The organism is Usitatibacter rugosus (assembly GCF_013003965.1).
Taxonomy (GTDB): domain Bacteria; phylum Pseudomonadota; class Gammaproteobacteria; order Burkholderiales; family Usitatibacteraceae; genus Usitatibacter; species Usitatibacter rugosus.
On the sequence record NZ_CP053069.1, the window covers coordinates 3,501,658 to 3,523,433 of the forward strand.

A 21,776-nucleotide genomic window follows, 5' to 3' on the forward strand; every position below is an offset into this window, starting at 1 on the left:
CGCGTGAACTCGAGACGACGGCACGTCAATCTCTTTCAATGGTTTCCTTCCCTTCCTCCGCTTTTCCTTCCCATCCTTCCCTTTCAATCCATCGCCCGCCTCGCGGCAACGCGTGCGACAGGAAACTACCCGACGGAGGTGAGGGGTTCGCCGCGGCGGCGTGCGAGCCAGCGGGCCATGGCCTCGGCGGGCAGCGCCTCGGAGACGAGATAGCCCTGCATCTCCTCGCAGCCGCGAAGCCGCAGGAACGCGAGCTGCTCCGGCTTCTCCACGCCCTCGGCGATCGAGGTGATGCCCATGTTGCGTGCGAGGTCGATGATGGCCGCGGTGATGGCGACGTCGTCCGGATCGCCGGGCACGTCCTGCACGAACGTGCGGTCGATCTTCAGCTTGTCGATGGGGAAGCGCTTCAGGTGCATGAGCGACGAATGCCCGGTGCCGAAGTCGTCGATCGCGAGCTGCACGCCGAGCGCCTTCAGGCCCTCCAGCGTCTTCGCGATGGCGGTCATGTCCTCCAGCAGCATGCTTTCCGTCAGCTCGAACTCGAGGTACTGCGGCTCGAGGCCGGTCTCGGCGAGAACCTGCTCCACCACCGAGACGAGGTTCTTCTGCTTGAACTGGATCGCGGAGAGGTTCACCGCCATCGGCAGCTTCGGCAGCCCCGACATCTGCCACAGGCGGTTCTGGCGGCAGGCCTGGCGAAGCACCCACGCACCGATCGGCATGATGAGCCCGCGCTGCTCGGCGATGGGAATGAAGTCGTTGGGCAGCACCGTGGTGCCGTCTTCCTGCGGCCAGCGGATGAGCGCCTCGATGCCGGTCACGGCACCCGTGTCGACGCGCACCTGCGGCTGGTAGTGGAGGACGAACTGCTCGCGGCGGATCGCGTCGCGAAGCCGCGTCTCCACGGTGAGCGCGTGGAACGCCGCCTCCGAGAGCCGCTCGTTGAAGAACTGGTAGTTGCTGCGGCCGCGCTCCTTGGCGAGGTACATCGCGGCATCCGCGTTCTTGATCAGCGTGTCGGCGGTCGCGCCGTCGCGCGGATAGAGGCTGATGCCGATCGACGGGCTCACCGAGAGGCTCTGGCCTTCCAGCGGCACGGGCTCGGAGACACCGGCGATCAGCTTCTCCGCGACTTGAACGGCATCGTGCTCGTTCGTGAGCTCGGGCAGCACCACGAGGAACTCGTCGCCGCCGAGGCGCGAGACGACGTCGGCGCCACGAAGCGCGTCCTCGATGCGCTGCGCCACCACGCGCAGCAGCGCGTCGCCTGCCGCGTGGCCGAGCGAATCGTTCACGGTCTTGAAGTTGTCGAGGTCGATGAAGAGGATCGCGACGTGGTTGCCGCGGCGCTGGGCGGCAGCGAGGATGAACTCCAGCCGGTCCATCAGCAGCACGCGGTTGGGCAGTCCCGTGAGCGTGTCGTGGTGCGCGAGGAACTGGATGCGCGCCTCGGCGGCCTTCCGGTCGCGGATGTCGCGGATGGCGGTCATCCGGTAGACCTTGCCCTTGTACGGCATCACGCGGCCCTCGAGCTCCACGGGGATGCGCGTGCCGTCCTTCCCGAGGATCGCCGCCTCGTACGGACGCTCGTAGCCCATGCTCACGTTGTTCAGCACCATCTCGCGCACGTCGGGAGGCATGTAGTCGACGATGTTCTTGCCGATGATCTCCTCGTACGTGTAGCCGGTAAGGCGAAGGATCGCGGGGTTGCAGTCGGAGAGCAGGCCGCGCTCGGCGAAGATGATGCCCTCGTCGGTGGCGTCTGCGAACTTGCGCAGGCGGTCCTCGCTCTCGCGCACCGACTGCTCGGCCAGGCGATGCTTGGTGATGTCGTTGATGAGCACGGTCGCCGCGATCGAGCCGCCGGCGTCGTCCAGCTGCGGCAGCAGCGTGGCCTCGATGATGCGTTCGCCGCCATCCGCGGCCTTGAGCGTGCGTTCGTAGACCACAGTCTCGCCGCGCAGCACCCGCTGGATGTAGGGGGCGATCGCCTCGTAGCCCACGTCGCCGATCACTTCGCGCACCGTCTTGCCGATGATCGAGTCGACCGTGAAGCCCCAGGTCTTCGCGTACGCGTTGTTCGCGAGGCGGCACTCGAGGGTGGGGCCGTCGTAGTAGGCGATCAGCGCCGGCACGTTGTCGGCGATGAGCCGGACGGTGCGCTCCTTGGCGCGCGCATCCAGCTCGGCGTCGCGCCGCGTGGTGATGTCGTGGCAGGTCGCGAGGAAGCCGGCGAGGCGCCCGCCCTCGTCGTGCACCGGGACCGCGGAATGGTGGATCCAGCCGTGGAGGCCGTCGGCGCGGCGCAGGCGGTATTCGGACTCGAAAGCCCGGCGAAGGCCCAGCGCCTCGGCCCACACGCGCTCCAGCTCGGGCCGGTCCTCCGGATGGACGGATTCCAGCCAGCGCGTGCCGACTTCCGCCTCCGTCGCGCGGCCGGTGTAGTCCTCCCACGCCTGGTTCACGAAGCTGCAGCCGCCGTGGGCGTCCGCGATCCAGACCAGGCTCGGAAAGGCGTTGAAGAAGGCGCCGTGGCTGGCGGGGTCGTCGACGGCCTGGGCGATGCCGCGCAGGTTGGGATCGGAGGGCTTCACAGTCGGCCAAGGCTAGCACCGGCCTTGGACCCCGCGCCAGTGAGGAATACACTCTGGCGCAAGCGGCCATGGGGACCCTGCGTTTCATTCGCAACCTGCTCGCCCTCGCGGCGCTCGCCGTCCCGGGGGCCATCCTCGCTGCGCCCGCGTGGCTCGATTCGCGCCTGCCCGGCGTGCCGATCGGCACCCACGTCGAATACCTCGAGGACACCACCGGATCGCTCACCCTGCGCGACGTGAGCTCGCGCCCGTGGCTGGACGCCTTCGTGCAGAACCGCAGCGAGAACCTCAACCTCGGCTTCCGCGATTCGACGATCTGGCTGCGCATCCGCCTCGAGCGCGGAGCCGCCCTCGGGCCCTGGATGCTCGAGGTGAGCTACCCGATGCTGGACAACCTCCAGTTCTATTCGCCCGGCTCCACGATCCCGCTGGTGGCCGGGGACCACACGCGGCTCTCCGATCGCGTGTTCGCGGACCGGCACTTCGTCTTCCCGGTCGATGCGCCCGATCTCGGCGTGAACGTCTACTACCTCCGGGTGAAGCAGGTCGGGACGATGAGCGTGCCGATCCGCCTGTGGGACCGCGCCTCCTTCGACACGGCCAAGCGCGACGAGACCTTCCTGCTCGGCAGCTACTTCGGCCTGCTCTTCGTGATGATGGCGTACAACCTGTTCCTGTACTTCATCGTCCGCGACCGCGCATATGCGGCGTACGTGGTGTTCGTGGGCTCCATGGGCTTCGTGATCGGGCTGAACAACGGCTTCGGCGGCCTCTACCTCTGGCCCGAGGCGCCCGCCATCGGGGATTGGGCCCAGGTCGCCGCGGCACCCATCGCCTGCGCGGCGGGCGCGTTCTTCAGCCGCCTCTTCCTGCAGACGCGCATCTACGCGCCGCGCGTGGACCGCCTGCTGCTCGCGATCGTCGCGGCCGGCGTCACGATGGCGCTCATCGCCACGTCGCTGCCGCGCGTGATCGTGTTCTGGTTCGATCACCTCATCGCGCTCACCACGATCATCGCCGCCTACGGCTGCGGCATCGTCGCCTACCGCGCCGGCTTCAAGCCGGCGTCGTACTACCTCATCGCGTTCTTCACGGTGTTCGCCGGCGGGCTGCTGATGGTGGCGCGCAACTTCGGGCTGCCCGCGAGCGTGTTCACCGATTACGGGCTGCAGATCGGCTCGGCGCTCGAGGTGGTGCTGCTGTCGATGGGCCTCGCCGACCGCATCAACTCGCTTCGCCGCGAGAAGGAGCAGGCGCAGGGCGTGGCCCAGGAGCGAGAGCGCACCGCGATGCTGCTGCGCGAGAGCGAGGAGCGCATGCGCTACCAGGCGCAGCACGACCCGCTCACGGGGCTGCCCAACCGCTGGCTGCTGCGCGACCGCCTGTTGCAAGCCGTGGCGCGCGCCAAGCGCGACCGCACCGCCTTCGCCGTGGCGCTGGTGGACCTCGACAACTTCAAGACGGTGAACGATTCCCTCGGCCACGACGTGGGCGACCTGCTGCTGGTGGAAGTGGCGCAGCGCCTGTCGGGCTGCATCCGGGAGCGCGACACGATCGCGCGCCTGGGCGGCGACGAGTTCGTCTTCGTGCTCGAGGACCTCGCGGCTCCGGAGGACAGCGCGCTCGTCGCCCGCAAGATCATCGACGTGCTCGCGACACCCTTCCCGATCGCCGGCGAGCTGCTGCGCACCAGCCCCTCGATCGGCATCAGCCTCTACCCCGAGGACGGGCAGGATCCCGACTTCCTGCTCAAGTTCGCCGACATCGCGATGTACCGCGCCAAGTCGGCCGGCCGCAACTGCTATCGTTTCTACCATGACCCCGAACAGCTCCATGCCTACGACAAGACCGTGGAGTAGCGCCACGCTGCTCGCGGCGCTCGTGCTCGCCGCCACGCCGGCCTTCCCCCAGGTGTTCAAGTGGACCGACGCCCAGGGCCGCACGCACTACGGCGACAAGGCCCCCGACGACGCGAAGAAGCAGGAGATCAAGGTCCAGGCGAGCTCCTACGACGGGCCGCCGCAGATCCAGGACTGGGCCGCGATCCTGCGCCGAGCCCCCAAGGGGGAAAGCCTGCAGCCGCGTTCGAGCGGCGGGCTCACGATGTTCTCCGCGACCTGGTGCGCACCGTGCAAGCTCGCCAAGGCACACATGGCCCAGAAGGGCATCCAGTATCGCGACGTCGACATCGAGGCTTCGGAGAAGAACGCCGCGGAATTCGAATCCTTCGGCGGCGGCGGCGTGCCCTACTTCATTGCCGGCGACAAGAGCATGCGTGGCTTCGGCCCCGAGGCGCTCGACCGCCTGATCAAAGGCCGCTGAGCCGTCCTTCCTGTCGTTGCGGGACCTTCGAGGAATTCCCATGAGCACCATTGCCGTTCCTGCCACCAGCCTGGTCCAGCTCGTCGACTGGCGCGTGCGCACCCACCAGTACGCCACGAGCGCCTTCGCCGTCGTATTCCTCGCGATCTACGCGCGGCTCGTGTGCCCCTTCATCAGCGGCCTGCGGCTGACCGACCTGCTGCTGAACCTGGGCCTGGTCTTCTTCGCGCAGGCGTTGATCCGCGAGGGCCTGCTGATGCGCTTCGCTTCGCCGCCCGACTGGCGTTCGCTGCCGCGGCAGGGCTATGTCGTGTCCGTCGCGAGCTGGGGCGCGGCCGGCGTGATCGCGATGGCGCTCCACTACTTCCGCTATCCCGACTTCCCGCTCGCCTCGCACGTGAAGCTGCTGTCGGGCTACTGGATCATCGGCGGGGGTTTGCTCGCGCAGTGGGAATACGTGGTGCTGGAAGGCGAGGCGCGCAAGCGATCGATCCGCTACGCCAACGCGAGCCAGTACCTCGAGCGCATCACCCGGCGCGTGATGGAGGGCTTCGTCATCTTCACGCTCGTGCCGAGCATGGCGATGGCGCTCACGGTGGCGCGCTACAAGTACGAGGGTCTCGTCGACCGCGGCATGGTGATCGAGATCAGCTTCCTCGGCGGGTTCTGCGTGCTGCTGGCCCTGGTCGTGTCGCTGCGTTTCGGACGGAGCCTGCGCGAAGACGCGCGCTCGATGCTGGACGGCACCCGGCGCATCGAACGAGGCGAGCCCAACGTGGTGCTCGATTCCTCGCGCATGGACGAGCTGGGGGCCGTCGCTTCCGGCATCAACGCCATGTGCCGCGAGCTGGAGGCGCGCAACGCCCGGCTCGAGAAGCAGCTCCTCGAGAAGGACGCGATGACCGGCGTCTCGCTCGCGATGAGCTCGCTCATGCCCGTGGACACGATCCTCGACCTCATCGTGGAGAACTCGAAGCAGGTCACCAAGGCCGAGGCGAGTTCGCTGCTGCTGCTCGATGAGCTGACGGGCGGGCTTCGCTTCCACGTCGCCAAGGGCGCCGCGGCCGAGGGCCTGTCGAAGATCACGATCCCGATCGGCAAGGGCATCGTGGGTGCGGTGGCCGCGACCAACGCCCCGCTCCTCATCACCGATGCCTACGCCGACCCGCGCTTCGATCGCAGCAACGACGAGCGCACGGGCTTCCGTACGCGCTCGCTGCTGACGGTGCCGATGGTGAGCAAGGGCGTGACGATCGGCGTCGTGCAAGTGGTCAACAAGACCGGCGCCAACGCCTTCGACGAGGCCGACCAGCACCTGCTCGAGGCCTTCGCCGCGCAGGCCGCGGTGTCGCTCGAGAACGCCCGGCTGCTGGAGCGCGAGCGGCGCATGGCCGACGACCTGCGCGTGGCGCTCGAGAACGAGCGCAACCTCGCCATCGAGAAGGAGAAGATGGGCGCGTACATCCCGAAGGCGGTGGTCGACGAGATCTCGCGCAACCGCGAGCGCAAGCTCGCGCTCGGCGGCAAGACAGTGCTGGCTACAGTCCTCTTCTCCGACATCAAGGGCTTCACGGCGCTCTCCGAGGAGCTCGATCCGCAGGAGATCGTCGCCTTCCTCAACGTCTACATGACGGCGATGACCGAGATCGTCGAGGAGGAAGGCGGCATCGTCGACAAGTTCATCGGCGACGGCATCATGGCCGTGTTCGCCGGCGGGAATCCCTCGGGGCATGCGGGCGGCGCCGTGAAGGCGGGGCTTCGCATGCAGCAGCGCCTGGCCGAGATCCGCGACGATTCCCCGATCCTCAAGAACCTGATCATGCGCGTGGGCGTGAACACGGGCGACGTCGTCGCCGGCAACATCGGCAGCCAGACGCGCATGGACTACACCGTGATCGGCGACAACGTAAACGTCGCCTCGCGCCTCGAAGGCGCCTGCGAGCCCGGGTGCGTGCTCGTGAGCGCCAGCACGTGGCTCTGGCTCGGCGACAAGCATCGCTCGCACGTGCAGGCCGACATCAAGGTCAAGAACCGCGCGGAGCCCATCAAGACCTACCTCCTCGACCCCGCCGCGCCATTCTAGGAACGGGTTGCGACGAAGACGGGCGCCGCCTTTTAAAGGGAAGGATGGGAAGGAAAAGCGGAGGAAGGGGAGGAAATCGTTGAATGAGATTGAAGTGCCGTCGTCTCGAGTTCACGCGCCGCAACCACTTCACTTTCAGAGCTTTCCTTCCCCTCCTCCGCTTTTCCTTCCCTTCCTTCCCTCTTAAATCAGCGCCCGCATGCCGCGCCGATATCGCCAGCCACTCCCCAAAAAGTAGCTGACCCTAATTTCCGCTAATTTCCGTAGTAGAACCAGACGGTCGAGATGAGGCCGTCCTTGACCTCGTAGACGGCCGCGGCCTCGAGGGGCGTGGAGCCGACGCCGACGATCCGCTCGTGGTCGATCACCTTATTGCCGAACGCGATGCGTCCAAGCAGCTCGGCGTGAAGGCCCGCCTGGTTGAAGCGCTGGGTTCGATAGAACTCGCCGAACGCGGCCTTGCCCACGAGCACCGGCTCGGTGACGGGCATGCGGAAGACACGGATGTCCTCGGCGTAGCAGGCAAGGAAGCGAGCGAGGTCGCGGGCGTTGTACGCCTCGAGTTGCTCCTGAGCAAGGGCGGTCGGGTCCATCGGCCGATGCTAACATTCGACGAAACGACCGGAGGAAAATCCCCATGCACCTGCGCGCCCTCGCCGCCGCCATCGCGGCCGCCCTGCCCTTTGCCACGCTCGCCGATACCGTCACCGTCGTGACTTCCTTCCCCAAGGAGCTCACCACCGCGTACAAGAAGGCCTTCGAGGCGAAGTACCCGAACGACAAGCTCGAGATCCTCAACAAGAACACCGCCGCGGGGATCGCGTACGTGCGCGAGCAGGCTGCCGGATCGCGCCCGGAAGTGTTCTGGGCCTCGGCCCCCGATGCATTCGAGGTCCTCGCGAAGTCGAACCTGCTCGTGAAATCCGGCGCCGCCAATCCCGCCGTGCCCGCGAAGGTGGGCAGCTACCCGGTGAACGATCCCGAGGGCTACTACCTGGGCCAGGCGCTCGCCGGCTACGGGATCATGTGGAACACCCGCTACCTCAAGGCCAACAACATCCCCGAGCCGAAGGAGTGGGCCGATCTCACCAAGCCCGTGTACTTCGGCCACGTCGCGAACTCGAGCCCGTCGCGCTCGGGCACCGTGCACCTCACGGTCGAGACCATCCTGCAGGGCGAAGGCTGGGCCAAGGGCTGGGAGCAGCTCCTGATGATCTCCGGCAACTGCGCGGCGATCACCGAGCGTTCGTTCGGCGTGCCGGACGGCGTTTCCAACGGGCAGTTCGGCGTGGGCCTCGTCATCGACTTCTTCGGCCTCGCCGCGAAGAACTCCGGCATGCCCGTCGAGTTCGTCTATCCGTCGGTCACGGCGATCGTGCCCGCCAACATCGCGATGGTCGCGGGCTCGAAGAGCCCCGAGGGTGCCAAGCGCTTCGTGCAGTACGCGCTCTCCGATGAAGGGCAGGCCCTCCTGCTGCAGAAGGAGATCAGCCGCCTTCCCGTGCTGCCCGCCACGTACGCCAAGGCACCCGCCGGCTACCCGAACCCGTTCAACGGCTCGATCAAGACCAAGGTGAACTTCGACTCCGACCTCTCCGAGTCGCGCTACTACGTCGTGCTCTCGCTCTTCGACCAGCTCGTCACCTTCCGCCACAAGGAGCTCGTGGCCGCGACGAAGGCGATCCAGGACGCGGAGAAGCGCCTCGCCGGCAAGAAGAGCGCGCAGCTCGATGAAGCGAAGAAGCTCGCCTTCACGCCGCCCGTCGACGAGAAGCAGGCCTCGGACAAGGCGCTGCTCGCCCTCTTCAAGGCCGACAAGAAGGACGCCGAGGCCTCGAAGAAGAAGGCCGCGGTCGAGGAAGACTGGGCCGCGAAAGCGAAGGCCAACTACGCCAAGGCCGCCGAGCTCGCCAGCGCGGCGAAGTAGTTGCGACACTCGCCCGCGCTGGCCACGATCGCGCTCGCGATCGCGGCCTTCCTCATCGCCTTCCTGATCGTCCCGGTCGGCGCGGTCATCTTCACCGCGTTCTCCGACCCGCACGGCGGCTTCACCCTCGCGCACTTCGAAGCCTTCTCGCAGATCTCGCTGATGCGCGAGTCGTTCGCGAACTCGCTGTGGGTCGCGGGACTCACGGTCATGTTCGCCACGATCATCGCGGTTCCGCTCGCGTACTTCACGATGCGCTTCCAGTTCCGGGGCGCCATCCTGATCCAGACGCTGGGCGTGCTGCCGCTGGTGATGCCCGCCTTCGTCGGCGCCGCGGCGATGCAGCTCCTCTTCGGGCGCTCCGGCTCGGTGAACCTGCTCCTCAAGGACGCGTTCGGCATCACGCTGCCGTTGATGGAAGGCCTCAACGGCGTGATCTTCGTGGAGACGCTGCACTACTTCCCGTTCATCCTGCTCAACCTCTCCGCTTCGCTCGCCAACATCGATTCCTCGCTCGAGGAGGCCGCGCAGAACCTGGGCTCCTCGGGCTGGCGGCTCTTCCGCAAGATCGTGTTCCCGCTGGCGCTGCCCGGCTACATCGCCGGCGCCTCGCTGGTGTTCATCAAGGTCTTCGACGACCTCGGTACACCGCTGGTGTTGAACGTCACCAACATGCTGGCGCCCCAGGCGTACCTGCGCGTCACCTCGATCGGCCTCGAAGATCCGATCGGCTACGTGATCTGCGTGCTGCTCGTGATCTTCTCCATCGCGGCGATGGGCGGCTCGTGGTGGTTCGTGAAGCGGCGCGACTACGCGGTGGTCTCGCGCGGGTTGGCAGCCCCGAAGCGCAAGCTCACTCCGGCGCAGGCCGTGCTCGCCTACGGATGGATCGGGGCGCTGCTGCTCCTCGTGCTCTCCCCGCACCTGGGCCTGCTGCTGATGTCGCTCTTCAAGGTGTGGAGCTTCTCGGTGCTGCCCGAGCAGTTCACGCTCGCGCACTACGCCACGGTGCTCACCGACGCGAAGTCGATGATCGTGAATACCTTCCTCTATTGCGGGCTCGCGGCGCTGCTGGACGTGATCCTCGGCACGGCCATCGCCTACATCGTCCTTCGCACGCAGCTGCCGGGCCGCCAGCTCCTCGACCACATGGTCACCATCGCGCTCGCGATGCCCGGCCTCGTGCTGGGCATCGGGTATCTCCGCGTCTTCCGCGGCGTGGAGCTGCCGTTCGGTTTGGGCGCCTTCACCGCGAGCTGGATGATCTTCGTCGTCGCCTACGCCGTGCGGCGCCTGCCCTATGCGCTGCGCTCGTGCATGGCGGCCCTCTCGCAAGTGCACCCGTCGCTCGAGGAGGCCGCGGAGAACCTCGGTGCCGGGAAGCTGCGCGTGATCGTGCGCGTGGTTGTGCCGCTGATGATGGGCGGCATCCTCGCGGGCTTCGTCACCAGCTTCATCACCGCGGCGGGCGAGATCTCGGAGACGATCCTGCTCACCAGCCGCGAGTCGCTGGCGCCGATGTCGTACGGCATCTACCTCTACATGCAGTCCATCGCCGGGCGCGGGCCCGGCGCCGCCCTCGGCATGATCGCGATCGTGCTCATCGCCGCGGGCACCTATCTCTCCCATCGACTCGTCGCAGCAGGAGGCCACAGATGAATCCCGTCGGCGTCGACATCCGCAACGTGGCGCTCGCGTACGGCACGACCCAGGTGCTGCGCGACATCACGCTCTCCATCCAGCCCGGCGAGTTCTTCGCGCTCCTGGGCCCCTCGGGCTCCGGCAAGACCACGCTGCTGCGCCTGATCGCGGGCTTCAACCAGCACCAGCATGGCGAGGTCCTGATCGGCGGCAAGGACGTGACGGGCACGCCGCCCTGGGATCGCGACGTGGGCATGGTGTTCCAGAACTACGCGCTGTGGCCCCACATGACGGTGGCGCAGAACGTGGCCTTCGGCCTCGAGGAGCGCCGTATCCCTCGCGACAGGATCCGCGAGCGCGTGCGGGCTTCGCTGGATCTGGTGGGACTCGCCGGCTACGACGCACGCCGCCCCGGCCAGCTCTCGGGCGGGCAGCAGCAGCGCGTGGCGCTGGCTCGCACGCTCGCCATCGAGCCGCAGGTGCTGCTGCTGGACGAGCCGCTCTCCAACCTCGACGCGAAGCTGCGCGTGCAGACGCGCCAGGAGCTCCGCAAGCTCCAGCAGCGCCTCGGCATCACGACGATCTTCGTCACGCACGACCAGGAGGAGGCGTTGACGACGTGTGATCGCATCGCCGTGATGGACCAGGGCGTGATCCAGCAGGTGGGAACGCCCTTCGAGCTCTTCGACCATCCGGTGAACCGCTTCGTCGCGGGCTTCGTGGGCTCGGCCAACATCGTGCAGCGCGAGGGGCGCGACATCGCGTTCCGCCCGCACGCGGTCACGTTGCGCAAGGCGCCGGCGCCCGTGCAGGCGGAAGGCCTGTCGCTTGAAGGCGAGATCGCCGCGGTGGAATTCCTCGGCGTCTCGGTCCGCTACGACGTGCAGGTGGGTCCTTCGCGCGTGATCGCGGACGTGGCGCATTCCCGCGACCTGGCGCCGCTGGCGATCGGAACACCAGTCGTGATCGGCGTGCCCGCCTCCGAGCTGCGCCCGCTCGACTAGGGTTCGGGGCGGCGGAACGTCCGCACGCACCCGTAGAACGTCCACCAGCAGATCGTGGACAAGACCGCGCAGAGCCCGACATAAAACGCGCGCGCGGCGCCCTCGCCGAGGGCGTCGCGAAGGTCGCGCGCGAGCCACGAACGCGGGCCGCTCAGCTCCTCGAACGGCACCACGGCGTACCAATAGGCGATCGCCGCGAACGCGATCCCGCCCGCCAGGGACCCGAGCAGGAGCCCGTGGCGGTCGAAGAAGCGCCGCACCGGCTCGGCGATGAAGCGGGGGATGATCCGCATGCGGATAGAGTACGAACTTTCGCCTCCCCTTTCCATCGAATCACGGAACCGCCCCCGGAGGGCCTCCATGCGCATCGCCGCCGCGTTTCTCCTCGCCACCGCCTCCTTCGCCGCCTCGGCCCAAAGCATCCCGGTGGACCGCGTGGGGCTTCCCAAGGGCTTCGACATCCAGGTCTTCGCCACGGGCGTGAAGGATGCGCGCTCGATGGCGCTGGGCGAAGGCGGGACGCTCTTCGTCGGCACGCGCACCGCGGGCAACCTCTACGCCATCAAGCACGACGGCACGAAGGCGACGCAGGTGATCACGCTCGCCACCGGCCTCAACATGCCCAACGGCGTGGCCATTCGCGACGGCGCCCTCTACGTGGCCGAGGTGGACAAGATCTGGCGCTACGACGCGATCGAGAAGCACCTCTCGGCGCCGCCCAAGCCGGTGCTCGTCTACGGGAAGTACCCCACCGATCGCCACCACGGCTGGAAATTCATCCGCTTCGGGCCCGACGGCTGGCTCTATGTGCCCGTCGGCGCTCCATGCAACATCTGCGAGAAGGCCGATCCCTACGCCACGATCACGCGGCTCAAGCCCGATGGCTCGCAGATGGAGGTGTATGCGCGCGGCATCCGCAATTCGGTGGGCTTCGACTGGCATCCCGAGACGAAGCAGCTCTGGTTCACCGACAACGGCCGCGACATGCTGGGCGACGACTCACCGCCCGACGAGCTGAACACCGCCGCCAAGGCGGGCCTGCACTTCGGCTTTCCGTATTGCCACGGTGGCGACCTCCCCGATCCCGACTTCGGCGGCAAGCGCCAATGCTCCGAGTTCGTGGTGCCCGAGAAGAAGCTGAACGCGCACGTCGCCGCGCTCGGCATGCGCTTCTACACCGGCTCGATGTTCCCGCTCGAGTACAAGAACGCCATCTTCATCGCGGAGCACGGCTCGTGGAACCGCTCCAAGAAGATCGGCTACCGCCTGATGGTGGCGAAGGTCGAGGGCGGGAAGGTCGTGGACCACAAGGTTTTCGCCGACGGTTTCCTCGATGTCGGGGCCGACAGCGCGTGGGGCCGGCCAGTGGACGTGCTGCAGATGCCCGACGGCTCGATGCTCGTCTCCGACGACCACGCCAACGCGATCTATCGCATCACATACAACGCGAAGTAGCTGCTTTTTCAGCAGGCGGTTCAATGATTGTAACCACGTACCGAATATTGATCCGCATCAACGACTTCATTTTTCTCGGGGAATAGCGTCGTTCGCACAGGGAAACAGCATCCGTTCCGGCAGAGGACGGAGCAATCCCGGAGGAGCGATGCCGAACCAAGCCTGTCCTGTGCCTGAGCACGCGTACGCACCCCCGCGTTCGCCGAGCTCGTCGCGCGCGCCTCCGACACGTTGGTCTTCAACGACATACCAACCGGAGGGAATCACATGGGTACGAAAGCATCGGGCCTGAAAGCGGCCTGCGCGCTCGCTGGCGCTGTCGCGGCGGCGCTCGCAGCACCCACGGCGCAAGCACGCATCACCAAGATCGAGATCACCTCACGCGGCCCCGCCTTCGGCGGCGCGGAGTTTCCCGGCGTCGGTGCCTACGAGAAGCTGGTCGGCGTCGCTTCGGGCGAGGTGAGCCCGGTCAGCGCGTCCAACAACATGATCATCGACATCGGCCTCGCGCCGAGGAACGCGCGCGGCAACGTCGAGTACAAGTTCGACTTCTACATCCTGAAGCCCCTCGACCTCTCGAAGGGCAACCACCGCGTGATGTACGAACCCCCCAACCGCGGCGGCAAGCAGTTCGGCGGCTTCAACCGCACCACCGGCGGTAACGATCCCTCGGCCACGAGCAACCCCCTGGGCCAGTTCCTGGCACCTCGCGGCTACACGATGGTGTTCAGCGGCTGGGACTACGCGGCCGGCACGAGCAACGCCAACGGCACCGCCACGATCACGCTGCCCGTCGCGCGAAACCCCGATGGCACCTCCATCACCGGGCCCTCGTACGAGTACATCGTGATGGGCAACGCGACCACCACGTCGTACACGCTGAGCTATCCGGCGGCGAGCACCACCGACAAGAGCACCGCCAAGCTCACCACGCGCAAGCACCTGGATGACCCCGCGACGACGGTCGCGGCCACGGGCTGGGACTTCGTCGACGCCACGCACATCAAGCTGCTGCCCGACGGCACGGCGTTCAACGCGAACGATATCTACGAGTTCACGTACACGGCGAAGGATCCGACCGTGAACGGCCTGGGCATGGCCGCCGTGCGCGACTGGAACTCCTTCCTGCGCAACGCCACCGCGGACGACTCCGGCACCGCGAACCCGCTCGCCAACGACGTGAAGTTCATCTACACGTACGTGCTCTCGCAGCCCGGGCGCCTGCTGAACGACTTCCGCTACTACGGCTTCAACGCGGACGAGGGCGGCCGGAAGGTGTTCGACGGCATGCTGCAGTGGATCGCCGCGGCCGATGGCCTGAACCTGAACCTGCGCTTCTCGCAGCCGGGCCGCACGCAAAGGAACCGCCAGGACCAGCTCTATGCCGAGGGCCTCTTCCCCTTCGCGCACCAGTCGATGACCGATCCGATCTCCGGCAAGACGGGCGGGCGCTACGACAAGTGCCTGAAGAACAACACCTGCCCGCTGGCGATGGAGATCTATTCGGCCAACGAGTACTGGGTGAAAGGCGCGTCGCTCTTCCACACGGACACGATGGGCACGAAGGACCTCGCCGATCCGCCGTATGCGCGCTACTACCTGATGGCCTCCAACCAGCACGGCACGGGCAACGGGACGTCGCGCGGCAGCTGCCAGCAGCTCGGCAACCCGCTCAACGCGACCCCGGTGCAACGCGCGCTCTTCGTGGCGCTGGACGAGTGGGCCTCGATGGGCCGCGAGCCGCCGGCTTCGCAGATCCCGCGCTTCGCCGACGGCACGCTCGTGAAGGCCGACCAGGCATCGACGGGCTTCCCGAAGATCCCGGGCGTGCAGTACACGGGCTTGAAGTCCACGCGCTACCTGCTGAACTACGGGCCGCAGTTCGACCAGGGGATCATGTCCATCAACCCCCCGGTCACGACTGCGCCGTTCTTCGACAACCCGGCCAACGGCAAGATCTATCCCACGTTCGTGCCGAAGACGGATGCGGACGGCAACGACATCGCCGGCGTGAAGCTGCCGGACGTGTTGGTGCCGACGGCGACGTACACCGGCTGGTCGCTGCGCGCCACCGCGAGCAACGGTCCGGACGGCTGCGAAGGCTCGGGCCAGATGATCCCGTTCGCAAGGACGAAGGCGGAGCGGCTCGCGAGCGGCGATCCGCGCCTGTCGATCGAGGAGCGCTACGGCTCCTTCGGCCAGTACCTGTACTTCCGCGCGGCGGCCATCAACGAGATGGTCTCCAAGCGGCTGCTGCTGAGCGAGGACGGCAACGCGGAATTCACCCGCGGGCTGCAGTCGGTGATCGCCGGCGGGCTGAAGAGCGAGGAAGCGGAAGAGCAGGACGACGAGTGAGCGCTTGAGCTGACGCGCTCTTTGGGAATCAGGCGATCGCCCGGGCTGCCGCGGCGATCGCCTCCCGATCCACCCCGAAGAATTTCCGCAGGTTCTCCCGCGTGTCGCTGCGGCCGAAGCCGTCCGTGCCCAAGGCGACGTAGCGATCCGCGATCCACGGCCGGATGAGATCGGCCACCGCCGCCACGTAGTCGCTCGCGGCCACCACCGGCACGCCGCTCTTCGGCAGCATCACCTCGATCCAGTCCGGGCGGCGGCGCAGCTCCGTGAAGCTGGTGACGGAATAGACCTCGGCGGCGATGCCCTCCTTCGCGAGGATCTCCGCTGCAGCGAGCGCTTCCAGCAGGATCGTGCCCGCGCCGAGCAAGCGCACCCTCGCAGAGTTGTTCCCACGCGCATCGCGCGACTCGCGCACGCAGTGCATGCCACGAAGTATTCCGGACTCCGCACCCGCCGGCATCGAGGGCTGGGCGTAGCTCTCGTTCATCACGGTGAGATAGAAGAAGACATCCTCCTGCTTCGCGAGCATCCGCCGCATGCCGTCTTCCAGGATCACCGCGAGCTCGTAGGCGAACGCCGGATCGTAGGCCACGCAGTTGGGAATGGTGGAGGCGATGAGGTGGCTCGTGCCGTCCTGGTGCTGCAGCCCCTCGCCCGAGAGCGTGGTGCGGCCCGCCGTGGCGCCGAAGAGAAAGCCTCGCGAGCGCGAGTCGGCCGCGGCCCAGATCGCGTCGCCCACGCGCTGGAAGCCGAACATCGAGTAGTAGATGTACATCGGCAGCATCGCGATGCCGTGCGCCGAGTAGCTGGTGGCCGCCGCGGTCCACGAGGCGATGGCACCCGCCTCGTTGATGCCTTCCTCGAGGATCTGCCCGTTCACCGCCTCCTTGTAATAGGAGAGCTGGTCGCGGTCCTCGGGCTGGTAGAGCTGGCCGATGGGCGAATAGATGCCGATCTGCCGGAAGAGGTCGGCCATGCCGAAGGTGCGCGCTTCATCCGCGATGATCGGCACGATGCGCTTGCCGAGCACGGGATCCTTCAGCAGCGCGCCGATCATGCGAACGAGCGCCACCGTGGTCGACATGTCCTTGCCGTTCGACTCGAGCGCGAACTTGGCGAACGCAGCCGCTTCGGGCGTGGCGAGCGGCTCGGCCTTCGTGCTGCGCGCGGGAAGATACCCGCCCAGCTTCTCGCGGCGCGCGTGCAGGTACGCCATCTCCGGCGCGGTGCGCGGCGGGCGCACGAACTCGCACGCGTCCACCTGCTCATCTGTGAGCGGCAATGCAAAGCGGTCGCGGAAGGCCATCAACTGGTCGCTATCCAGCTTCTTTGCCTGGTGCGTGGTCATGCGGCCCTGGGCTGCCGTGCCCATGCCGTAGCCCTTCTTGGTCTTGGCGAGGATCACGGTGGGTTGCCCCTCGTGCTTCGCCGCGTGCCAGTAGGCCGAGAAGATCTTCACCGGGTCGTGGCCGCCACGGCGAAGCCTGTCGATGTCGTCATCCGAGAGGTGCGCGGCCAGGCGCTGCAGCTCCGGGTACTTGCTGAAGAAGTGCTCGCGGTTGAAGGCGCCGTCGGTGGCGGCGTAGGTCTGGAATTCGCCATCCACTGTTTCGAGGAACGCCTTCTCGAGGATGCGTCCGGTGTCGCGCAGGAAGAGCGGATCCCAGTCGCCGCCCCAGAGGAGCTTGATCACGTTCCAGCCCGCGCCGGCGAAGAGGCCTTCCAGCTCCTGGATGATCGAGCCGTTGCCGCGCACGGGACCATCGAGGCGCTGCAGGTTGCAGTTCACCACCAGCACCAGGTTGTCGAGCCGCTCGCGGGATGCGACCGAAAGACCGGCCAGAGCTTCGGGCTCGTCCATCTCGCCATCGCCGACGAACGCCCAGACCTTGCGGCCTTTCGTCTCCTGCAGCCCGCGGTGCTCGAGGTAGCGCATGAAGCGCGCCTGGTAGATCGCGAAGAGCGGACCGAGACCCATCGAGCCCGTGGGGAACTGCCAGAAGTTCGGCATGAGCCACGGATGCGGGTACGACGAGAGGCCCTTGCCACCGGTCTCGCGGCGATAGTGGTCGAGGTTCTCCTCGGTCAGGCGTCCCTCGAGGAACGCGCGCGAGTAGACACCCGGGGCCGAGTGCGGCTGGAAGTACACGAGGTCGCCGTCCTGCCCCGCACGGAAGAAATGGTTGAAGCCGACCTCGAAGAGATCCGCGGCCGAGGCGTAGCTCGCGATGTGGCCGCCCAGCTCGGCGCTGAAGCGATTCGCTTTCACCACCATCGCCAGCGCATTCCAGCGGACGAGCGCCGAGAGCCGCGCCTCGATCTCGAGGTTGCCCTGGAAGGGCGGCTGTTCGGCGAGGCCCACAGTGTTCACGTACGGCGTGGCGAGCACGTGCGGCAGCGGCACGCGCCGCGCCCGTGCGTGCTGCAGCAGGCGGCGGAGCAGGAACGTGGCCCGCTCGGAGCCCTCGTTCTCGATCAACGCATCGAGGGCCTCCACCCACTCCTGCGTCTCGGCGGGATCGATGTCCGGATCGCGCGGAATCTCGCCTTCCATCTTCATGGCTTGAGCCTCACGGGCAGCGGCACGTTGCAGACGCCGATGCGGCCCACCGGGTCGTGGAACCACTCTTCCTTGCGATTGGCGCGCGACTCGATCACGGTCTTGAAGGTGGCGCTCTCCGTCTTCAGCGCCTCGAGGTTCAGGCGCTGGGCGGGCGGTACGTCGGCGGCCAGCTTCACCGAGCGGATCGGCGTCCACTCGGCGGGCTTCTCGTAGAAGCCCATCGGTCCGGGACCGCGCGGGATCACCGAAAGCTTCTCGATGCCCTGCACGACGCGCCCCACGAGCGTGATGTTGCGGTCGAGGCCGCGCGGCGACTGGCCGATGACGGCATAGAGCTCGGAGCCGTTGCCCGAGTCGGCGGAGTTGTCGCGGCCCACGCCCACCGAGCCGTAGCAGTGCACGAGCCAGGTCTGCTTCTTCTTCGGGTCGCGCGCCACCGGGAAGCCGCCGGAGAAGCCGACCTCGGGCGCATACGTGTCCGGATAGGCCAGCCTCGTGAAGGGCAGCTTCGCATCCATGGCGCGGGAGAACTCCGGCGCGACCTTCTTCGAGACCATCGCCCTGGCTTTCGGGTCGTCCTCGGCGCGGGCCCACTGGACGACGTAGTTGTCCTGGGAGCGGATGACGGCCGAGCCGTCGAAATAGCCGTCCCGGACCAGCCCGCGGACGGCGGCGGCGGCCTTGGGCGAGTAGGCGCTCGCAAGCTCGATCACGACCCGGCCGGAGGGCAGCTCCAGGTAGACCGTGTCCTCCGGATCGAGCAGCCGCCAGTCGGTGGCGGGCGAGGCGTCGAGGATCTGGGCGAGCGAAAGGACGGCGGCGGCGATCAGGGGGGGTGTCATGGAAGTGTCACGGGGGTTTTATAGACTGCTTCGACCCCGAAAATGGCTAGAGAGGCAACACCATGAGTGTCGCAAAAATCCTGTCCGCCGTGGCGTTCGCCGCGGTCCTCCCGCTCGCCCACGCCGCCGACATTACCGGCGCCGGCGCGACCTTCCCGTACCCGATCTACGCCAAATGGGCCGACGCCTATAAAAAGCAGACCGGCAACGGCATGAACTACCAGTCCATCGGCTCCGGCGGCGGCATCAAGCAGATCACCGCCAAGACCGTCGACTTCGGCGCCTCCGACATGCCGATGAAGGCCGAGGACCTCCAGAAGAATGGTCTCATCCAGTTCCCGGCCATCATGGGCGGCGTGGTTCCGGTCTACAAGCTGGAAGGCGTGAAGCCGGGCGACCTCAAGTTCACCGGCCCGCTCCTCGCCGACATCTACATGGGCAAGATCACCAAGTGGAATGACCCGGCGATCGCCAGGCTGAACCCCGGCGTGAAGCTCCCGGCCGACGACATCGCCGTGGTGCACCGCTCCGACGGATCGGGCACGACGTTCCTCTGGACCAACTACCTGTCGAAGACCAGCCCCTCGTTCAAGGAAGCGGTCGGCGAAGGCACGGCGGTCAAGTGGCCCGCCGGCGTGGGCGGCAAGGGCAACGAAGGCGTGGCCTCCTACGTGCAGAAGATCAACGGCGCGATCGGCTACGTCGAATACGCCTACGCCAAGCAGAACAAGCTCCCCTACGGCCTGCTGCAGAACAAGGCGGGCAAGTTCGTCGCCCCCGACGACGCGACCTTCAAGGCCGCCGCCGCCGGCGCCGACTGGAAGAGCGTCCCGGGCATGGGCGTGGTGCTGACCGACCAGGCCGGCAACGAGAGCTGGCCCATCACCGGAGCCTCCTTCATCCTGATCCACCAGAAGCAGGACAAGGCCGACTCCGCCCGCGAAGTCCTCAAGTTCTTCGACTGGTCGTTCAAGAACGGCGCGAAGATGGCCGACGAGCTCGACTACGTCCCGATGCCCGACGCCGTGGTGAAGGAAATCCAGGCAGTGTGGAAAGGTGTCACGGACACCTCGGGCAAGGCGATCTATTGAACCGCTTCCTCAAGGGAGGGCGCCGATGAGCGCCGTGATGGATAATGCGGGCATCGCGACCGCGGGGAACACTCCCGCGGTCGCAGTTTCTCCGGCCCCGAAAACACCGATGCTGCGCAACAACGCGTTGATGGACGCGATCTTCCGGAACATGACCCGGGGCTTCGCGTTCCTCGTCTTCAGCCTGCTCGCGGCGATCCTCGTGTCGCTGCTGATCGGCAGCTCGCTCTCGCTCCAGAAGTTCGGCCCCGCGTTCCTGTGGGTGGACGAATGGGATCCGGTGAAGGAGCAGTTCGGCGCCCTCGTTCCCATCTACGGCACGCTGGTCACCTCCGCCATCGCGCTCGCGATCGCGATCCCCGTGTCCTTCGGGATCTCGATCTTCTTGACCGAGCTCTCGCCGGTGTGGCTGCGCCGCCCGCTGGGCACCGCGATCGAGATGCTGGCCGCGATCCCGTCGATCATCTACGGCATGTGGGGCCTGTTCATCTTCGCCCCGCTGTTCCAGAGCTACATCCAGCCGCTACTGGGCGGCACGCTCGGCAAGATCCCGCTGATCGGCACGCTGTTCTCCGGACCGCCGCTCGGCATCGGCATGCTCACCGCCGGCATCATCCTCGCCGTGATGGTGATCCCGTTCATCACCGCCGTGATGCGCGATGTCTTCGAGCTGGTTCCCCCGATGCTCAAGGAATCCGCGTACGGCCTCGGCTCCACCACGTGGGAAGTCGTCTGGCGCGTCGTGCTCCCGTTCACCAAGGTGGGCGTGATCGGCGGCGTGATGCTGGGCCTGGGCCGCGCGCTCGGCGAGACGATGGCCGTGACTTTCGTGATCGGCAATGCGCACCGCCTGAAGGGCTCGCTCTTCGCGCCCGGCAACTCCATCGCCTCGTCGCTCGCCAACGAGTTCACCGAGGCCGTGGGCGACCTCTACACTTCGGCGCTGATCGAGCTGGGCCTGATCCTCTTCGTGATCACGACCATCGTGCTGGCGCTCTCCAAGCTGATGCTGCAGCAGCTCGCCAAGCGGGAAGGAACCAAGTCGTGATGTTCGACATGTCCTCCAACCCGATCTACCAGCGCAGGAAGCGCATGAACGCGCTGATGATGACGGTCTCCACGGTCGCGCTCGCCTTCGGCCTCTTCTGGCTGCTGTGGATCGTGGGCGTGCTGCTGTGGGAAGGCACGTCGGCCCTCATTCGCCCCTCGCTCTTCACGCAGATGACCCCGCCTCCGGGCGGCGACGGCGGCCTCGCCAACGCGATCTACGGCAGCATCCTCATGGCCGGCGCCGGCACGCTGCTCGGCACGCCCATCGGGATCCTCGCGGGCACCTACCTGGCCGAATACGGCCAGCGTGGCTGGCTCGCACCCGCCACGCGCTTCATCAACGACGTGCTGCTCTCCGCGCCCTCGATCGTGATCGGCCTCTTCGTCTACACGGTCTACGTGCAGCAGGTTGGGCACTTCTCCGGCTGGGCGGGTGCCATCGCGCTGGCCATCATCGTCGTGCCGGTCGTGGTGCGCACCACCGACAACATGCTGATGCTGGTGCCCAACAGCCTGCGCGAAGCCGCCGCGGCGCTGGGTTGCCCGACGTGGAAGATGGTCACGCTCGTCTGCTACCGCGCCGCCCGCGCCGGGATCATGACCGGCGTGCTGCTCGCCATCGCGCGCATCGCCGGCGAGACCGCCCCGCTGCTCTTCACCGCGCTCAACAACCAGTTCTGGTCCTCGGACATGAACAAGCCGATGGCCAACCTGCCGGTGGTGATCTTCCAGTTCGCCATGAGCCCGTACGACGACTGGCACCGCCTCGCCTGGGGCGGCGCCGCCCTCATCACGCTGCTCGTGCTCGCGATCAACATCGCGGCGCGCAGCCTCTTCAGGAAGTAG

General features: G+C 67.1%; 16 protein-coding genes. 11 read left to right on the top strand and 5 right to left on the bottom strand.

Features of this window, described 5'->3' with window-relative positions; genetic code table 11:
• Positions 1–125 precede the first annotated feature (125 nt).
• Entirely contained in the window at positions 126–2,597 is a 2,472-nt protein-coding gene (locus DSM104443_RS16525) for a bifunctional diguanylate cyclase/phosphodiesterase (RefSeq protein WP_171094175.1), read from the bottom strand.
• Between the two features lie 68 nt (positions 2,598–2,665).
• Between DSM104443_RS16525 and DSM104443_RS16530 the strand changes: the two genes are divergently transcribed.
• From DSM104443_RS16530 to DSM104443_RS16540, 3 genes are read left to right on the top strand one after another with little or no spacing between them, the layout of a single operon-like run.
• Positions 2,666–4,456, top strand: coding sequence for a diguanylate cyclase (locus DSM104443_RS16530; protein ID WP_171094177.1), 1,791 nt, complete (start codon positions 2,666–2,668; stop codon positions 4,454–4,456).
• Positions 4,431–4,919, top strand: a complete 489-nt coding sequence (locus DSM104443_RS16535) for a glutaredoxin family protein (RefSeq protein WP_171094178.1) — start codon at positions 4,431–4,433, stop codon at positions 4,917–4,919. The genes DSM104443_RS16530 and DSM104443_RS16535 overlap by 26 nt, the downstream gene beginning before the upstream one ends.
• Positions 4,920–4,959: 40 nt before the next feature.
• A complete protein-coding gene (locus tag DSM104443_RS16540; protein ID WP_171094180.1) occupies positions 4,960–7,002 on the top strand; it encodes an adenylate/guanylate cyclase domain-containing protein in 2,043 nt (680 codons plus the stop codon).
• Between the two features lie 254 nt (positions 7,003–7,256).
• Here the strand turns inward: DSM104443_RS16540 and DSM104443_RS16545 are convergent, their stop codons facing one another.
• On the bottom strand, positions 7,257–7,595 hold the full coding sequence (locus DSM104443_RS16545) for a nuclear transport factor 2 family protein (RefSeq protein WP_171094182.1): 339 nt from the start codon (positions 7,593–7,595) through the stop codon (positions 7,257–7,259).
• 44 nt (positions 7,596–7,639) lie between these two features.
• Here DSM104443_RS16545 and DSM104443_RS16550 point away from each other — a divergent pair, with 44 nt between their 5' ends.
• The 3 genes from DSM104443_RS16550 to DSM104443_RS16560 are packed head-to-tail and all read left to right on the top strand — an operon-like array spanning position 7,640 to position 11,574.
• Positions 7,640–8,929 carry an ABC transporter substrate-binding protein gene (locus tag DSM104443_RS16550; protein WP_171094185.1) on the top strand — a complete coding sequence of 430 codons (1,290 nt, stop codon included), beginning with the start codon at positions 7,640–7,642 and terminating at the stop codon, positions 8,927–8,929.
• On the top strand, positions 8,930–10,588 hold the full coding sequence (locus tag DSM104443_RS16555) for an ABC transporter permease (RefSeq protein ID WP_171094187.1): 1,659 nt from the start codon (positions 8,930–8,932) through the stop codon (positions 10,586–10,588).
• Positions 10,585–11,574 carry an ABC transporter ATP-binding protein gene (locus DSM104443_RS16560; RefSeq protein WP_171094189.1) on the top strand — a complete coding sequence of 330 codons (990 nt, stop codon included), beginning with the start codon at positions 10,585–10,587 and terminating at the stop codon, positions 11,572–11,574. The genes DSM104443_RS16555 and DSM104443_RS16560 overlap by 4 nt, the downstream gene beginning before the upstream one ends.
• On the opposite strand, the gene DSM104443_RS16565 is transcribed toward DSM104443_RS16560, so the two are convergent.
• The gene (locus DSM104443_RS16565) at positions 11,571–11,867 is read right to left on the bottom strand and encodes a hypothetical protein (RefSeq protein WP_171094191.1); all 297 of its coding nucleotides are present in this window, start codon (positions 11,865–11,867) and stop codon (positions 11,571–11,573) included. The genes DSM104443_RS16560 and DSM104443_RS16565 overlap by 4 nt on opposite strands.
• 67 nt (positions 11,868–11,934) lie before the next feature.
• On the opposite strand from DSM104443_RS16565, the gene DSM104443_RS16570 reads away from it, so the two are divergent.
• Both DSM104443_RS16570 and DSM104443_RS16575 read left to right on the top strand, forming a co-directional pair.
• The gene (locus DSM104443_RS16570) at positions 11,935–13,029 is read left to right on the top strand and encodes a PQQ-dependent sugar dehydrogenase (protein ID WP_171094193.1); all 1,095 of its coding nucleotides are present in this window, start codon (positions 11,935–11,937) and stop codon (positions 13,027–13,029) included.
• 267 nt (positions 13,030–13,296) lie between these two features.
• Entirely contained in the window at positions 13,297–15,384 is a 2,088-nt protein-coding gene (locus tag DSM104443_RS16575; protein ID WP_171094195.1) for an alpha/beta hydrolase domain-containing protein, read from the top strand.
• 28 nt (positions 15,385–15,412) lie between these two features.
• Here DSM104443_RS16575 and aceE read toward each other — a convergent pair whose 3' ends face one another.
• Entirely contained in the window at positions 15,413–17,944 is a 2,532-nt protein-coding gene (gene aceE, locus DSM104443_RS16580) for a pyruvate dehydrogenase (acetyl-transferring), homodimeric type (RefSeq protein ID WP_171094197.1), read from the bottom strand.
• Positions 17,941–18,789 carry a peptidylprolyl isomerase gene (locus tag DSM104443_RS16585; protein ID WP_171094199.1) on the bottom strand — a complete coding sequence of 283 codons (849 nt, stop codon included), beginning with the start codon at positions 18,787–18,789 and terminating at the stop codon, positions 17,941–17,943. The genes aceE and DSM104443_RS16585 overlap by 4 nt, the downstream gene beginning before the upstream one ends.
• A gap of 62 nt (positions 18,790–18,851) precedes the next feature.
• On the opposite strand from DSM104443_RS16585, the gene pstS reads away from it, so the two are divergent.
• The 3 genes from pstS to pstA all read left to right on the top strand — a co-directional run bounded on the left by pstS (position 18,852) and on the right by pstA (position 21,776).
• On the top strand, positions 18,852–19,880 hold the full coding sequence (gene pstS / locus DSM104443_RS16590; RefSeq protein ID WP_171094202.1) for a phosphate ABC transporter substrate-binding protein PstS: 1,029 nt from the start codon (positions 18,852–18,854) through the stop codon (positions 19,878–19,880).
• Positions 19,881–19,989: 109 nt separating this feature from the next.
• On the top strand, positions 19,990–20,928 hold the full coding sequence (gene pstC / locus DSM104443_RS16595; protein ID WP_171094204.1) for a phosphate ABC transporter permease subunit PstC: 939 nt from the start codon (positions 19,990–19,992) through the stop codon (positions 20,926–20,928).
• Positions 20,928–21,776, top strand: a complete 849-nt coding sequence (gene pstA, locus DSM104443_RS16600) for a phosphate ABC transporter permease PstA (protein ID WP_171096588.1) — start codon at positions 20,928–20,930, stop codon at positions 21,774–21,776. Before pstC ends, pstA begins: the two co-directional genes overlap by 1 nt.

Bases quoted from the DNA above. Each gene is read 5' to 3' on its own strand.
- DSM104443_RS16540 (WP_171094180.1), top strand. From the start codon at position 4,960: ATGAGCACCATTGCCGTTCCTGCCACCAGCCTGGTCCAGCTCGTCGAC.
- pstS (WP_171094202.1), top strand. From the start codon at position 18,852: ATGAGTGTCGCAAAAATCCTGTCCGCCGTGGCGTTCGCCGCGGTCCTC.
- DSM104443_RS16585 (WP_171094199.1), bottom strand. From the start codon at position 18,789: ATGACACCCCCCCTGATCGCCGCCGCCGTCCTTTCGCTCGCCCAGATC.
- DSM104443_RS16545 (WP_171094182.1), bottom strand. From the start codon at position 7,595: ATGGACCCGACCGCCCTTGCTCAGGAGCAACTCGAGGCGTACAACGCC.
- DSM104443_RS16535 (WP_171094178.1), top strand. From the start codon at position 4,431: ATGCCTACGACAAGACCGTGGAGTAGCGCCACGCTGCTCGCGGCGCTC.
- DSM104443_RS16575 (WP_171094195.1), top strand. From the start codon at position 13,297: ATGGGTACGAAAGCATCGGGCCTGAAAGCGGCCTGCGCGCTCGCTGGC.
- DSM104443_RS16570 (WP_171094193.1), top strand. From the start codon at position 11,935: ATGCGCATCGCCGCCGCGTTTCTCCTCGCCACCGCCTCCTTCGCCGCC.
- DSM104443_RS16530 (WP_171094177.1), top strand. From the start codon at position 2,666: ATGGGGACCCTGCGTTTCATTCGCAACCTGCTCGCCCTCGCGGCGCTC.
- DSM104443_RS16565 (WP_171094191.1), bottom strand. From the start codon at position 11,867: ATGCGGATCATCCCCCGCTTCATCGCCGAGCCGGTGCGGCGCTTCTTC.
- pstA (WP_171096588.1), top strand. From the start codon at position 20,928: ATGTTCGACATGTCCTCCAACCCGATCTACCAGCGCAGGAAGCGCATG.
- pstC (WP_171094204.1), top strand. From the start codon at position 19,990: ATGCTGCGCAACAACGCGTTGATGGACGCGATCTTCCGGAACATGACC.
- DSM104443_RS16550 (WP_171094185.1), top strand. From the start codon at position 7,640: ATGCACCTGCGCGCCCTCGCCGCCGCCATCGCGGCCGCCCTGCCCTTT.
- DSM104443_RS16560 (WP_171094189.1), top strand. From the start codon at position 10,585: ATGAATCCCGTCGGCGTCGACATCCGCAACGTGGCGCTCGCGTACGGC.
- aceE (WP_171094197.1), bottom strand. From the start codon at position 17,944: ATGAAGATGGAAGGCGAGATTCCGCGCGATCCGGACATCGATCCCGCC.